Origin of the sequence: Flexivirga endophytica, assembly GCF_014640635.1 — a bacterium.
Lineage (GTDB): Bacteria > Actinomycetota > Actinomycetes > Actinomycetales > Dermatophilaceae > Flexivirga > Flexivirga endophytica.
This window is the reverse complement of record NZ_BMHI01000003.1, coordinates 315,390-330,083: the sequence shown is the minus strand read 5'-3', so window position 1 is coordinate 330,083 and position 14,694 is coordinate 315,390. Positions and strand designations below refer to the sequence as shown.

The window sequence follows — 14,694 nt, the reverse complement described above, 5'->3', positions numbered from 1 at the left end:
TGCGAAACCGATCCGTCGATCGTGGCTAGCCCGCCGAGGATCGGCGAGCCGGTGAGTCAGCATCTTGCGCAGAGGCGGATATTCCGCGCCATTGCAAGGGTGTGGCCCGCGCACCACGTTAGACGCAGACTGCGACAAGGTCCACGACACCCCGTCAGCGCGTCGTTTCGGCCGTCTCCGGGGCGGGTGCGTTGGGGTCGGGCACGGGTGTCGTTGCCGGGCCCTTCGCAGCCGGGTCAGGCACTGCGGACTCGGCCAGGCTGCCGCCGACCACGGGGCCTTCACGGTGACCGACTGCGGCGTTAAACCCAGCAGTTGCAGCACTTTTCGCGGCTTGACCGACACCCTTGATGGCCGCCTGTCCGGCGGCGGCAGCGACTTCCGGGCCGCGTTGCTTGATCTGATCGGTGGTCTTCGCGCGTTGTTCGACCACCGCCGGGTGGTTCCAGGCGCGCCCGCTGACCTGCTTGATCTGCTCGTAGCGGTCGCGGCCGGCGCGCGCGCCGAGCACATAGCCCGCGGCGATGCCGACGGCGAATGCCAGCTTGCCCATCGAGGTTCCTTTCGTCGATTTCGTCCCGACCCTACCTGCCGCGGTATGGCGTGCGCGGTGCCTCCGGGTGGGTGGCTTCGCGGCGACGGCCGCGAGAAAAGCCCGTCGGCGGCTCGATCGTTCGCCTGCCGATTGGTCGGGGACGTCCAGCCCCTTAGGATGGTGCGCGCTCGCGAGCTTGTCCGCGCGGGCAAGGAGGGCTCGCATAGTGGCCTAGTGCGGCGGTCTTGAAAACCGCTATGGGTTTACGCCCATCGTGGGTTCGAATCCCACGCCCTCCGCAGATGCTCTCGCCCGGGAGCTTGCGACCGGGGCGAGGAGCATCGCGGGGGCGCCGGATGATGGGAGGAGCGTCTCGGGGTCCGCGAGGTACGAGCGGACCCGAACGCGACGGTTCTCACGCCCTCCCCAGCGGTGCCACCTCACCCGCCATACAGACGCCCCGGAAAACGCCCCGAACGGTCAAGTACCGGCGAGTACCACGAAATACCGGCCGGTATTCGACCGCTCGGGGCGAAGACTGTGCGGTCAGCCCGACGGCGAGCTCAGAACACCGACCAGTCGGTGAGCGCGGTGAAGCGGTCCAGCGCCGCGACGCCGGCGACCGAGTTGCCGCGTCGGTCAAGGCCCGGGCCCCACACCGCGACGGAGCATCGCTCCGGCACGACGGCCAGGATGCCGCCGCCGACGCCACTCTTGCTCGGGATGCCGACGCGATAGGCGAATTCACCAGCCGCGTCATACGTACCGCAGGTGAGCATGACGGCGTTGATCCGCTTGGTGTGACTGTGCGACAGCATTCGCGATCCGTCGCGGCGGATGCCGTGCCGGGCGAGGAAGAGCCCGGCGAGCGCGAGGTCGCGGCAATTGATCGCGATCGAGCAATGCCGCACGTACTGCCGCACGATGTCGCGGACGTCGCCGTGGATGTTGCCGTATGACGCGAGGAAGTGCGTGAGCGCGAGGTTGCGGTCGCCGTGGGCCTCCTCGGACGCGGCAACTTCCTCGTCGCAGCGGATATCGGGGTTCGCGGCCTCGGTGCGCAGGAAGTCCAGGACCGCCTCCGTCGCGTCGCCGACGACGCCGGCCAGGTGATCGGTCACCACCAGCGCGCCGGCGTTGATGAACGGATTGCGCGGTATGCCGTTCTCGTACTCCAACTGCACCAACGAGTTGAAGGCGTTGCCCGAGGGCTCGCGACCCACCCGCCACCAGATGTCCTCGTCGTTCTCCGAGAGCGACAGCGCCAACGTGAAGAGCTTCGAGATGCTTTGCAGTGAAAAGGGTTTCGTCCAGTCACCGGCGCCGTAGCACTCACCGTTGGGCAGGGCGACCGCGATGCCGAACTGCCCCGGGTCGACCGCAGCGAGGGCGGGGATGTAGTCGGCGACCGATCCGGTGCCGATCTGCGGCTCGATCTCACGAGTGATCTGCGCCAGCAGTTGCTCCATGTCCACAGCGGCCACTATGACAGAGCGCCCCGGCCCGTTCGGACCCGAGCGGTCGGGATCCGGTCAGCGAGTGAGCGATTCGGTGAATTGGAAGACCCCGCCGACTCAGTCGAATCCGGCGGTCGAAGCGCGCACGACGAGCTCCGGCTCGAAGACGACCTGGCGGTGTTGATGGTCGGGTGAGTTCCGCTCATCGATCAAGAGCTTGGTTGCGGCGCGCCCGAGCTCGGCGCGCGGCTGGCGCACGGAGCTCAGCGGGACCGCCGCGGCCTCGGCGAAATCGATGTCGTCATACCCGATGATCGCCAGGTCGTCGGGGACCCGAAGTCGACGCCGCGTCATCTCCTGCAGCATGCCGAGCCCGAGCAGGTCGTTCGCGCAGAAGACGGCTGTGGGACGCTTGCCGGCCTTCAGGTCTGCCAGCTCGGACCCAGCGGCACGACCGGCCGCCACATTCAGCCCGGCAGTCGAGATCACCTGCAGCGCATCACGATTCAGCCCTGCGGCAGCGAAAGCTGCCCGGGCGCCCGCGAGGCGCTCGCTCACCTGTCTGATCGCGCGCGGGCCTCCGACGAAACAGATGCGCTCATGTCCGAGAGCCAACAGGTGCGACACTGCGAGCTCGCCCCCGACGCGGTCGTTGACCGACACCGAGCAGTGGGCGCGACCGGATCCGCGGTCGACGAGCACCACCGGGGTGCCGCTCCGGCGTACCTCCTCGATGGCAGGAGTCCTGGCAGCCATCGGCGTGACCAGCACGCCGAACGCGCGCTGCTCCCGCAACAGGCTCAGGTGGTGTGCCTCGCGCGTGCGATCCTCACCGCTGTTGCACAGCACGACGGACAGGCCCTCGGCTTCGGCGATCTCCTCGGCCCCTTTTGCCATGTCGGTGAAGAACGGGTTCGCGATGTCCAGCACGATCAGGCCGATCGTGCGACTAGAGCCGGAGCGCAGCTGTCGCGCGGCCTCGTTCCGGACGTATCCAAGGGTCTCGATGACCTCCTGCACACGAGTGCGGGTCGCTGCTGAGACACGCTCGGGACGGTTGAGCACGTTGGACACGGTGCCGAGCGAGACGCCTGCCTCACGCGCGACGTCCACGACGCTGATCTTGTCCGGCATACACCACTCCTCTCCGCGAGTGCCTAAAACGTATCAGCGTGGCCGCCACCTGCTCGATTGCCGGGCGGCGGCCGCACCACCCATGAAAAACGTTGCTGTTCGCCAACAGTGGTTCGCTGAGCTCTCGACGAGTTACTGCAAAGTGCTTGACCACTCGATGTGACCGACATTACATTCGTCCGTCATACGGTGAATCGTTTCACAACGAAGGGCAGCCGCTCGATGACACCCACCGATGAACCCAGGCCGGTCCTCGAGCTGGCCGGTGCGCGCAAGAGTTTCGGCGCCGTGCACGCCTTGGTCGACGGCCGCATCGCACTTCGCTCCGGAGAGGCGCACGCCCTGGTCGGGGAGAACGGCGCGGGCAAATCCACGCTGGTGAACATCCTGGCCGGAGTGCACCAGCCGGACGGGGGAACGCTCACCGTCGGCGGCGAAGACGTGGTCTTCAACGGTCCCGCGGCCGCCCGTGAGGCAGGCGTGTCGATCATCTACCAGGAACCCACCCTCTTCCCCGACCTGACCGTCGCGGAGAACATCTTCATGGGCCGCCAGCCGCTGCGATCGGGGCGCCGCATCGATCGCGCCCGGATGGACGAGGAGGCCCGCAGCATCTTCAAGCGGCTCGGGGTCGCACTGGATCCCCGGCGGGTGGCCCGTGGCCTCTCGGTGGCCGATCAGCAGCTCGTCGAGATCGCCAAGGCACTGTCGTTGTCGGCGAAGGTGCTGGTGATGGACGAGCCGACCGCTGCGCTGACCGGCGTCGAGGTCCAGCGGTTGTTCGACGTGATGACAACACTGCAGAACGACGGAGCAGCGGTGATGTTCATCAGTCACCGGCTCGAGGAGGTCTTCGCCAGCTGTCAACGCGTGACGGTCATGCGGGACGGCAAGTTCGTCTCGTCCGCGCGGATCGAGGAGACCGACGTCGACACGATCATCCATCAGATGGTCGGGCGTGACCTCGACTCCTTGTTCCCGAAGACCGCGACGACTCCCGGCGAGCCGGTGCTCGAGGTCCGGCACCTCGGTCGCGAAGGAGTCTTCGACGACGTGTCCTTCACCGTGCGCGCGGGCGAGATCGTCGCGCTCGCCGGCCTGGTCGGCGCGGGGCGGAGCGAAGTGGCCCGCGCGATCTTCGGGATCGACCCTCGCACGCAGGGGGAGGTCGTGGTGGACGGCAAGCGGCTCGAACCCGGACGCCCGCTGGCCGCGATGGCCGCCGGCATCGGCCTGGTGCCCGAGGACCGTCGGCAACAGGGCCTGGTCATGGACATGGGCATCGACCAGAACTTCGCACTGGCCTCGCTGCGCAAGCTGCGTCGGGGCGGGATCATGCGGCGTTCCTCGGAACAACGCCTCGCGAAGGTGTGGGCGGAGCGGTTGCAGGTGAAGTTCGGCCGGTTGCGCGATCCGGCTGCCACCCTGTCCGGCGGCAACCAGCAGAAGGTCGTCATCGGCAAGTGGCTGGCCCGCGAGCCGTCACTGCTGATCATCGACGAGCCGACCCGAGGGATCGACGTCGGCACCAAGTCCGAGGTGCACCGCATCATCGACTCCCTCGTGCAGGGCGGTATGGCGGTGCTGATGATCTCCTCCGAGTTACCCGAGGTGCTGGGTATGGCCGACCGTGTCGTCGTACTGCACGAAGGGCGGGTGACCGGAAACTTCGCGCGCGACGAAGCGGACGAGACCACGATCATGCGGGCGGCAACCGGCCAGCATGGGAGGGACGCCGCATGAGTGAGCGAAGCGAACGACCGAAAGAGCACAGGGTCAATGCCGGAGCCCGACGAAGGAGGGCAACGGCATGACGACCACCGAGACCGCACCCAAAGCGCCGGTCCCGGCGCTCACGCAGGCGACCGCGGCGGGCCGGCTCGACGCTCTGCTGCGAGCACGCGAGATCGGGCTTGCCCTGGCGATCGTCGTGCTGATCGCCCTGACGACGGCGAAGAACACGCACTTCCTGAGCGCGGACAGCATCCAGCAGATCCTCAACGGCGGCGCCCTGATCGGGTTGATGGCCGTCGGCGAGACCCTGGTGATCGTCACGCGCAACGTCGACCTGTCGATCGGTTCGACGCTCGGCCTGTCGGCATACATCGTCGGCGACCTGTTCGTGCACGACGCGATCGACATCTGGATGGGCTTCGTTGTCGGGATCGCGATCGGCGCGGTCATCGGACTCATCAACGGGTTGATCACGGTGGTGTTCCGGGTGCCGAGCCTGGTCGTCACCCTCGCGATGCTCTACGCCATCCGCGGGATCGACGGAGTGATCGTCGACGGCAAGCAGATCAACGCCAGCTCGATACCCGGCGGTTACACCGCCATCGGCTACCAGACGGTTCTCGGGGTGCCATGGCTGTTCATCGTGGTCGCAATCATCGTGGCGATCGCCGGCTACGCGATGCGCACCTTCCGCAGCAGCCGTGAGCTCTATGCGATCGGGTCCAGTCCGCAGGCCGCCACGTTGGCCGGCATACCCGCAGCCCGTCGGGTCCTGGTCGCATTCCTGATCAGCGGTGCTCTCGCCGGGCTGGCCGGGGCGCTCTTCCTCGCGGAGTACGCGCAGGTCAACAACAACTCCGGCACCGGCTACGAGCTCACCGTCGTGTCGGCCGTCGTCGTGGGTGGGGTCGCGATCTTCGGCGGCAGCGGCACCGTGTTCGGCGCGGCACTCGGAGCGCTCCTGCTCAACACGATCAATCTCGCGCTGGTCGCTGCCCGGATCAGCGCCTCCTGGAACCAAGCGATCGCTGGAGCGTTGCTGCTCGCGGCGATCGCGTTTGACCGCTGGCTGAGCCAGCGTGTCACCCGAAAACTGCGGAAGACGGAGGGAGCGCATCGTGACATCTGACGTGCAGACCGCTCCGACCGGCCGCCCCGACTCGGTGCAACGGTCGATCGGCTGGCGCGACGCGTTGCGGTGGGAGGGCGGACTGGTCGTCGTGCTCATCGCGGTGCTCATCTTCGGGTCGGCGCAATCGTCGTCGTTCCTCAGCCAGTCGACGATCTTCTACGCCGGCATCAACATCGGCTACATCGCGTTGATGGCACTGCCGATGACCTTCATCATCATGACCGGTGAGATCGACCTGTCGGTCGCCTCGATGCTCGGCCTCGCCGGCTCGCTGATGGGTTTCCTGTGGCATCACGGCTGGGGGATCTGGCCCGCGATCATCGCGGCACTGGTCGTCGGCGCGCTCGGTGGCGCCTTGAACGGCGTCCTCGTCGCTTACACCGCATTGCCGTCGATCGCGGTGACGATCGGCACGCTGACGCTCTTCCGTGGAGTGGCGCAGATCCTGCTCGGCTCACTCACCGTTCCGGGCGTCGGCGACCCGCAGTTCCCGGACAGTATGACGAAGATCGGCACGCAGTCCATCCCGGGCGGGGCCTTGTCCTACTCGACAGTGCTCTTCCTGGTGTTGGCGCTGCTCGCCGGAATAGTCCTGCACGCAACACCTTTCGGCCGCGCACTGCACGCCATCGGGTTGCAGCCGGAGGCTGCGTCGTTCAGCGGTGTTCGGGTGGCTTGGGTGAAGTTCTGTCTCTTCGTGGTTTCGGGGCTGATCTGCGCGGTGGCCGGCGTCCTGCTGACCTTGCAGAACGCATCGGTGAGTTACACGGCGGGCACCGGGCTGGAGCTCAACGTCGTCGCGATCGTGCTCTTCGGCGGCGTCTCGATCTTCGGCGGCAAGGGCACGATCTTCGGTGTCCTGCTCTCGGTGATCATCTTCGGCGCCTTGCAGATGATCCTCACCCAGACACATGTGGAAGCCGAGAAGCAGCTGGTGATCACCGGCCTGCTGCTGCTGATCAGCGTGATCGTGGCCAACGGTCGAGAACTGCTGTCCCGTGTGCGCTCCCGACTCGCAGTGGGAGGCGGTAGCCGATGAGCAGTGAGCAGTGAAAGACGACAAGGCCGCTCTGCGGCGGGAGCACGGTGCTCTACCCGTGCGAGACGAAAGGATCCACAATGCAATTCACGGTCAGTAAGCGATCGCGCAACCTGCGCCTCGTGACAGCGGCAACCGCCGTGGCAGCCCTTGTCACGGTCGCCGGATGCTCCTCTCAGTCAGCGGGCGGAGGCAGCAGCGACACCGGAAAGGCGACGGCTTCCGGTGGCGCGGCCAAGAAGGGCCTGACGGTCTACTTCATCCCCAAGGACACCCAGAACCCGTATGAAGTGCTCGCGGACAAGGGCGGCCAGAAGGCGCTGAAGGAGCTCGGCGGAAAGGTGGTCGTCAGCAGTGGCACCACCGACACGGCGGCCGCCCAGATCCCTTCGGTGCAGGCCGCGATCCAGGCCAAGGCAGATGCGATCGTCATCGCCGCGAACGACCCGAAGGCGTTGTGCCCCAGCCTGAACCAGGCGGCGAAGGCCGGCATCAAGATCCTGTCGTTCGACTCGGACATCAACTGCGGGAACAGTCCGCAACACCTGTTCATCAACCAGGCGGACACCAAGACGATCGGCACCACCGAGGTCGACCTGCTCGCCAAGGAGATCAACTCGACCGGCCAGATCGCGATCCTGTCGGCAGCGCAGAGCGCGACGAACCAGAACGCCTGGATCGGTTACATGAAGCAGCAATTGAAGAAGTACCCCAAGATGAAGCTGGTCACGACCGTCTACGGCAACGATGACCCGGCGACCTCGCTCAACGTGCTCAAGGGCCTCATCTCGGCATACCCGCATCTGAAGGGGATCATCTCGCCGACCACCGTCGGCATCTCGTCGGCGGCGCAGTACCTGTCGACGCACAAGAACGTGAAGATCGCGCTGACCGGCCTCGGGCTCCCGTCCCAGATGCGGGCCTACGTCAAGGACGGCACGGTGCAGAAGTTCGCGCTCTGGGATCCCTCCAAGCTGGGCTACCTCGCCGGGTATGCCGCAGCCGCACTCGCGTCCGGGACGGCGACGATGAAGACCGGGGCGACCTTCAAGGCCGGCACACTCGGCTCCTACAAGGTGCTGGCTCCCGCCGGCGATGTCGGCCCCTCGGTGGTGCTCGGACCGCCGACGGTCTTCGACAAGAGCAACATCGACAACTACAAGTTCTGAGTCGTGGAGACCCGGGCGGGAGAGCGGTCCAGGCCGCACTGCTTCGTGTTGCAGGTGCGGCCGGACCTGCTCGACGACTACCGCGAGCGACACGCGACCGTGTGGCCTGAGATGTTGCGTGCGTTGCGGGACAACGGGTGGGGCTCCTACTCGATCTTCGCGCGTGCCGACGGCCTGATCGTCGGGTATGTCGAGACGCCCGACCTGGCGGCGACGCAACAAGGCATGGCGACGACTGAGGTCAACGGTCGCTGGCAGGCCGAGATGTCCCGCTTCTTCGTCGGGTTGGACGGCACTCCTGCTGACGAGGGCTTCGAGGTGCTCGATCTCATTTTCAACCTGGACGACCAGTTGGCTCACCTGGAAGGAGCATCATGACCACGGCTGAACGTTCCGCCGGCGATCTTCTGGCCCGAAAACCGCGACGCCGCACCAGGATCGGGTTGGTCGCAGGTGGTCTCGGCGCCTATTGGCCGCAGTTCCCTGAGTTGCTGCCACAGCTGAAACGCTCGGCCGCGCGCGTGAGCGAGCGGCTGAGCGCGCTGGACTGCGAAGTCGTGGACGTCGGGTTCATCTCCGATCCACCGGAAGGTGCGGCGGCCGCGGAGCGGTTGCGGGCTGCCGACTGCGATCTCATCGTCGGGTTCCTCACGACATACATGACGGCGAACATGCTGGTGCCGGTGGCCCAACGGTCGGACGCGCCGGTGTTGCTGCTCAACCTGCAGCCGACGGAGGCGATGGATCACGCGAGCTTCGACACCGGTGCCTGGTTGGCCTACTGCGGTGCGTGTCCGTTGCCTGAGATGGCGAACACCTTTGAGCGGTGCGGGATCCCGTTCCGCTCCGTGTCGGGGTACGTCGAGGACGATCGTGCGTGGGGGCGGATCGAGCGGTGGGTCCGCGCCGCGGGGATCCGAGGTGACCTGCGGCGCGGCAGACACGGGTTGATGGGGCATCTCTACCCCGGAATGCTGGACGTGTCGACGGACCTCACGCTGGTGACCGCCAACCTCGGCGGGCACGTGGAGGTGCTGGAGTTCGACGACCTGCGGGTTCGTGCGGCTGCGGTGACCGAGCCCCAGGTCGATGAGCGTATGGCGCTGACACGCGACCTCTTCACGATCGAGGACACCGTCGCCGAGGACGACTTCCGTTGGGCCGCACGGGTTTCTCTCGGCCTCGACCGACTTGCCGATGACTTCGAGCTGGACTCGTTGGCCTACTATCACCGCGGTCTCGAGGGCGAGCAGCACGAGCGCCTCGGCGCCGGCATGATCCTGGGCGCCTCTCTGCTGACCGCCCGCGGCATACCGGCCGCCGGTGAGTACGAGTTGCGGACGTCCCTGGCGATGCTGATCACCGACCGACTCGGCGCCGGTGGCTCGTTCACCGAGTTCCAGGCGCTGAACTTCTCCGACGATGTTGTCGAAATGGGCCACGACGGACCGGCCCACCTGGCGATCGCCGAGGGCAAACCGATCCTGCGCGGGCTGGGCACCTACCACGGTAAACGCGGTTGGGGCGTCTCCGTCGAGCTGGAGGTGCGCCGCGGCCCGGTGACGACCTTCGGGATCGCCCAATTGCGTGATGGGACATTCCGATTCGTCGCCTCACGCGGTGAAGTGGTGCCCGGGCCGTTGTTGCAGATCGGCAACACCACTTCACGTGTCGATTTCGGCTGCGATCCGGGTGTGTGGACCGACGCGTGGAGCGCGACCGCCATCAGCCATCACTGGGCGCTCGCAGTGGGGGACATCCTGCCGCAGCTGCGAAACGTCGCCGATCTGCTCGGGATCGAGCTCGTCGAGGTCGCTCCCTGAGCCGGATCGCGCTACGAGGCGAGTGCCGTTCGTCATACCGAAGAGAAAGAAGGCAATGTCATGGTCGATCTGGAGGCCGCCGGCCCGGTGCTGCGCGCGCAATCGATCGAGCTGCCCTCGTGGGCGTTCGGCAACTCCGGCACGCGGTTCAAGGTGTTCGCGCAGCCCGGGGTCCCACGAGACCCGTTCGAGAAGGTTGCCGATGCGGCGACGGTGCACGAATTCACCGGTGCCGCAGGCACGGTCGCGTTGCACATCCCGTGGGACGAGGTCGACGACTACGGCAAGCTCGCGTCATACGCGGTGGAGCACGGCATCCGGCTCGGCACGATCAACGCCAATGTCTTCCAGGACGACGACTACCGACTCGGCAGCGTGACGCACCCGGATCCGCGGGTGCGGCGGAAGGCGTTGGATCATCTGTTGCGTTGCGTCGATGTCATGGACCAGACCGGGTCCCGCGATCTGAAGCTGTGGTTCGCCGACGGGACCAACTATCCCGGCCAGGACTCCATCCGGGCGCGCCAGGACCGGCTCGCGGAGGCACTCGCGGCCGTTTACGAACGGCTCACCGGTGACCAGCGGTTGATCCTGGAGTACAAGCTCTTCGAGCCGGCGTTCTACTCCACCGACGTCCCCGACTGGGGCACGGCGCTCACCCACTGTGTAGCGCTCGGTGACCGGGCGAAGGTGTGCGTCGACACGGGACACCATGCGCCCGGCACCAACATCGAGTTCATCGTTGCGTCGTTGCTGCGGCTGGGGAAGCTCGGCTCCTTCGACTTCAACTCCCGCTTCTATGCCGACGACGACCTGATAGTCGGTGCGGCTGATCCGTTCCAGCTGTTCCGGATCCTCTTCGAGGTGCGCTGCGGTGGTGGCTTCGACACCGACAGCGAGGTCGCCTTCATGCTCGACCAGTGCCACAACATCGAGCCGAAGATCCCAGGTGAGATCCGTTCGGTGATGAACGTGCAGGAGGCGACCGCCAAGGCGATGGCCGTCGACCTGACCGCGCTCGACGAGGCGCAACGCACCGGTGACGTGCTCGCGGCCAACGGCATCCTGATGGACGCCTTCAACACCGATGTGCGGCCGATGCTGGCCGCGTTGCGCGAGGAGCTTGGCTTGCAGGCCGATCCCATGGCTGCGTATGCCGCCTCGGGGTATGGCGAGCGCATCGCCGCTGATCGGGTCGGCGGGGCTCAAGCGGGGTGGGGCGCCTGATGGGCACCGTTGAAGACCTGATCGCTCGGTCCAACCGACTCGGCTCCGACCCGCGCAACACCAACTTCGCCGGCGGGAACACCTCCGCCAAGGGACGTGCGGTGGACCCGGTGACCGCGGGTGAGGTGGACGTGATCTGGGTCAAGGGATCCGGCGGTGACCTCGGCACGCTGCAGGGGTCGGGACTCGCCGCACTGCGGCTGGATCGGCTGCGAGCACTGGCCAACGTCTATCCCGGAGTGGACCGCGAGGACGAGATGGTGGCGGCGTTCGACTACTGCCTGCACGGGAAGGGCGGAGCCGCACCGTCGATCGACACGGCGATGCACGGCCTGGTGCAGGCGGCACACGTGGACCACTTGCACCCGGACTCCGGCATAGCGCTCGCGACCGCTGTCGATGGGGAGGCGTTGACCAGGGAATGCTTCGGCGATCGGGTCGTGTGGGTCCCGTGGCGACGGCCCGGTTTCCAGCTGGGGCTGGACATCGCCCAGGTCGCACGAGAGAACCCACAGGCGATCGGCTGCGTGCTGGGTGGCCACGGCATCACTGCGTGGGGTGCGAACAGCGAGGAATGCGAGCGTAATTCGCTCGAGATCATCCGCACCGCCGAGAGCTTCATCGCGACACACGGCAAGGACCTGCCTCTGGGGGAGCGCCTCGCCGCGAACGAACCGCTGCCGGAGGCACAGCGTCATACCCGCGCCGCGGCCTTGGCGCCGATCATCCGTGGTCTCGCCTCCACCGATCAGCCGCAGGTCGGTCATTTCACCGACAGCGAGGTCGTGCTGGACTTCCTGGCCTCGTCGCAGCATCCGCGTCTCGCGGCGCTGGGCACCTCCTGCCCCGACCACTTCCTGCGGACCAAGGTGCGTCCGATGGTGCTCGACCTGCCACCGAGCGCTTCACCCGATGACACGATCGGCCGACTGCGCGAGCTGCACGCGCAGTATCGACAGGACTACGCGGCCTACTACGACGCGCACGCCACGGCCGACTCGCCGCCGATGCGTGGCGCGGACCCGGCGATCGTGCTCGTGCCCGGTGTCGGGATGTTCAGCTTCGGCAGGAACAAGCAGACGGCGCGCGTCGCTGGAGAGTTCTACGTCAACGCGATCAATGTGATGCGCGGTGCCGAAGCGATCTCGACCTACCGGCCGATCGACGAGGCGGAGAAATTCAGGATCGAATACTGGGCGCTGGAGGAGGCGAAGCTGGCGCGGATGCCCGCTTCGAAGCCGTTGGCCACCCGGGTCGCGCTGGTGACCGGCGCTGGCTCGGGGATCGGCAGAGCGATCGCTCACCGGCTGGCCGCCGAGGGCGCCTGCGTCGTCGTCGCCGACCGCGACGCACAGGCGGCCATCGACGTGGCGTCCGACATCGGAACCGCTGACGTCGCCATTCCGGTGACGGTCGACGTCACGCAGGAGGACCAGATCACGGCGGCCTTCGAGTCGGCGGTGCTCGCCTTCGGCGGTGTCGACCTGGTCGTCAACAACGCCGGGCTGTCAGTCTCGAAATCGTTGGTGGAGACCACAATTGACGACTGGGACCTCCAGCACGGAGTCATGGCCAGGGGCTCGTTCCTGGTGGCACGCGCGGCGGCTCGCGTGATGGCCGAGCAGGGGATGGGCGGCGATCTGGTCTACATCTCCAGCAAGAACGGCGTCGTCGCAGGCCCGAACAACATCGCGTATGGCGCTGCCAAGGCCGACCAGTCGCATCAGGTGCGGCTGCTCGCCGCCGAACTCGGTGACATCGGGGTGCGGGTCAACGGCGTCAATCCCGATGGGGTCGTGCGTGGTTCGGGCATCTTCGCCGGCGGCTGGGGCGCCAACCGTGCCGCGGTCTATGGCGTCAAGGAGGATGAGCTGGGCGCGTTCTACGCGGGTCGGACGCTGCTGAAGAAGGAAGTCCTGCCGGAGCACATCGCCGACGCAGTCTTCGCACTCACCGGCGGCGACCTGTCGCGCACCACCGGAGCACACATACCGGTCGACTCCGGTGTGGCCGCTGCGTTCCTGCGCTGACATGGGTGCTGCCCGGCGCTCGTATGCCGCTGTCGACCTCGGTGCTTCCTCCGGGCGGATCATCGTCGGCGAGTTCGATGGTGGTGCGCCGGCCCGGCTGCGCGAGGTGTGCCGCTTCGACAACACTCCGATCCGCGTCGACGGCGTGCTGCAGTGGGACATTGTCGCGCTGTGGAGTGCTGTCCAGGACGGGTTGCGTTCGTATGACGGTGAATTGGCCTCTATCGGAGTCGACTCGTGGGCCGTGGACTACGCCTTGCTGGACGGACACGGCCAGCTGCTCGGCAACCCGGTGCATTATCGGGACGACCGGACGGTCGGAGTGCCCGAGGAGGTCGACTCACTCGTGGCACGGGAGCGGCTTTTCGGGGTGACCGGCATACAGCGGATGCCGATCAACACCATCTACCAGCTGTATGCCGCCAGGCACTCGTCCGCGCTGGCGTCGGCCCGGCACGCGTTGCTCATCCCCGACCTCATCGTGCACCGGCTCACCGGATCCTTGGGCTCGGAGTTGACCAACGCGTCGACGACCGGACTGCTCGACCAACGACGAAATGACTGGGCCACAGCGGTTTTCACGACCCTCGGGCTACCCACTGACCTGTTCCCACCGATCGTGCAGCCGGGCAGTGCCGCCGGCCCGGTGACCGCGGAGGGGACCGGTCAGGAAGGAGTCCCGGTGGTTCGGGTGGGATCGCACGACACCGCATCGGCAGTGGTCGGAGTGCCGGCGCAGACACCCGACTTCGCGTTCATCTCCTGCGGCACTTGGTCGCTGGTCGGCGTCGAGCTGCCCGAACCGGTCCGGACCGAAGAAGCGCGAAAAGCCAATTTTTCCAACGAACTCGGTGTCGACGGCACGGTCCGCTTCCTGCGCAATGTGATGGGGTTGTGGCTGCTGCAGGAGTGCTTGCGGCAGTGGCAGGAGGACGGTCACCCGCAGGACCTGCCGACACTGCTCGAAGGTGCTGCGCAGTTGCCGGCCGGACCGGTGGTCGACGTGGACTCCGAGGCGTTCCTGCGTCCGGGGGACATGCCGCACCTGATCCGCGAGGAGTGCCAACGCGCCGGGCAGCCTGTGCCGGAGCAGCCGGTCCAGCTCGTGCGGTGCCTCCTGGACAGTCTCGCGGAGTCCTATCACCGGACCGTCCGGCAGGCAGCGACGTTGTCCGGCAAGCGGATCGATGTGGTTCACCTCGTCGGCGGCGGCGCGCAGAACTCGCTCCTGTGTCAGTTGACCGCGGACCGGTGCGAGCTACCTGTGATCGCCGGACCGGTGGAAGCGACGGCGCTGGGCAACGTGCTGGTGCAAGCACGCGCCGATGGCGCCATACGAGGTGGGCTGGCGGAGTTGCGGCAGCACGTGGACACCGGTCTGTTGCGTCGGTACGACCCGCGCGACCGTCGCTAG

Annotated in this window: 12 protein-coding genes and 1 tRNA gene; 10 read left to right on the top strand and 3 right to left on the bottom strand. The window is 66.9% G+C overall.

Annotated elements, in window-relative coordinates; translation table 11 throughout:
- Positions 1-154 precede the first annotated feature (154 nt).
- Positions 155-553, bottom strand: a complete 399-nt coding sequence (locus tag IEX71_RS10185) for a hypothetical protein (protein WP_188836898.1) — start codon at positions 551-553, stop codon at positions 155-157.
- Positions 554-747: 194 nt separating this feature from the next.
- Between IEX71_RS10185 and IEX71_RS10180 the strand changes: the two genes are divergently transcribed.
- A tRNA-Ser gene (locus IEX71_RS10180) sits at positions 748-834 on the top strand.
- A 264-nt stretch (positions 835-1,098) separates the two neighbouring features.
- Here IEX71_RS10180 and IEX71_RS10175 read toward each other — a convergent pair.
- Both IEX71_RS10175 and IEX71_RS10170 read right to left on the bottom strand, forming a co-directional pair.
- Positions 1,099-2,010, bottom strand: a complete 912-nt coding sequence (locus IEX71_RS10175; RefSeq protein WP_188836897.1) for a glutaminase — start codon at positions 2,008-2,010, stop codon at positions 1,099-1,101.
- Positions 2,011-2,109: 99 nt separating this feature from the next.
- On the bottom strand, positions 2,110-3,126 hold the full coding sequence (locus tag IEX71_RS10170) for a LacI family DNA-binding transcriptional regulator (protein ID WP_188836896.1): 1,017 nt from the start codon (positions 3,124-3,126) through the stop codon (positions 2,110-2,112).
- 222 nt (positions 3,127-3,348) lie between these two features.
- On the opposite strand from IEX71_RS10170, the gene IEX71_RS10165 reads away from it, so the two are divergent.
- From IEX71_RS10165 to IEX71_RS10125, 9 genes are all read left to right on the top strand, one after another.
- Entirely contained in the window at positions 3,349-4,869 is a 1,521-nt protein-coding gene (locus IEX71_RS10165) for a sugar ABC transporter ATP-binding protein (RefSeq protein ID WP_188836895.1), read from the top strand.
- A 67-nt stretch (positions 4,870-4,936) separates the two neighbouring features.
- The gene (locus tag IEX71_RS10160) at positions 4,937-5,989 is read left to right on the top strand and encodes an ABC transporter permease (protein WP_188836894.1); all 1,053 of its coding nucleotides are present in this window, start codon (positions 4,937-4,939) and stop codon (positions 5,987-5,989) included.
- Positions 5,979-7,031: an ABC transporter permease gene (locus IEX71_RS10155; RefSeq protein ID WP_229749632.1), complete on the top strand. Its 1,053-nt coding sequence runs from the start codon at positions 5,979-5,981 to the stop codon at positions 7,029-7,031. Before IEX71_RS10160 ends, IEX71_RS10155 begins: the two co-directional genes overlap by 11 nt.
- Before the next feature lie 80 nt (positions 7,032-7,111).
- On the top strand, positions 7,112-8,200 hold the full coding sequence (locus IEX71_RS10150) for a substrate-binding domain-containing protein (RefSeq protein ID WP_188836893.1): 1,089 nt from the start codon (positions 7,112-7,114) through the stop codon (positions 8,198-8,200).
- 3 nt (positions 8,201-8,203) lie between these two features.
- The gene (locus IEX71_RS10145) at positions 8,204-8,578 is read left to right on the top strand and encodes an L-rhamnose mutarotase (RefSeq protein WP_188836892.1); all 375 of its coding nucleotides are present in this window, start codon (positions 8,204-8,206) and stop codon (positions 8,576-8,578) included.
- Positions 8,575-10,023 (top strand): L-fucose/L-arabinose isomerase family protein, encoded by a 1,449-nt coding sequence (locus IEX71_RS10140; protein WP_188836891.1) that lies wholly within the window; start codon positions 8,575-8,577, stop codon positions 10,021-10,023. Before IEX71_RS10145 ends, IEX71_RS10140 begins: the two co-directional genes overlap by 4 nt.
- A gap of 60 nt (positions 10,024-10,083) precedes the next feature.
- Complete coding sequence (gene rhaI / locus IEX71_RS10135) at positions 10,084-11,250, top strand: L-rhamnose isomerase (RefSeq protein ID WP_188836890.1); 1,167 nt, start codon at positions 10,084-10,086, stop codon at positions 11,248-11,250.
- Positions 11,250-13,280 carry a bifunctional aldolase/short-chain dehydrogenase gene (locus IEX71_RS10130; RefSeq protein ID WP_188836889.1) on the top strand — a complete coding sequence of 677 codons (2,031 nt, stop codon included), beginning with the start codon at positions 11,250-11,252 and terminating at the stop codon, positions 13,278-13,280. Before rhaI ends, IEX71_RS10130 begins: the two co-directional genes overlap by 1 nt.
- 1 nt (position 13,281) lies before the next feature.
- Positions 13,282-14,694 carry a rhamnulokinase gene (locus IEX71_RS10125; RefSeq protein ID WP_188836888.1) on the top strand — a complete coding sequence of 471 codons (1,413 nt, stop codon included), beginning with the start codon at positions 13,282-13,284 and terminating at the stop codon, positions 14,692-14,694.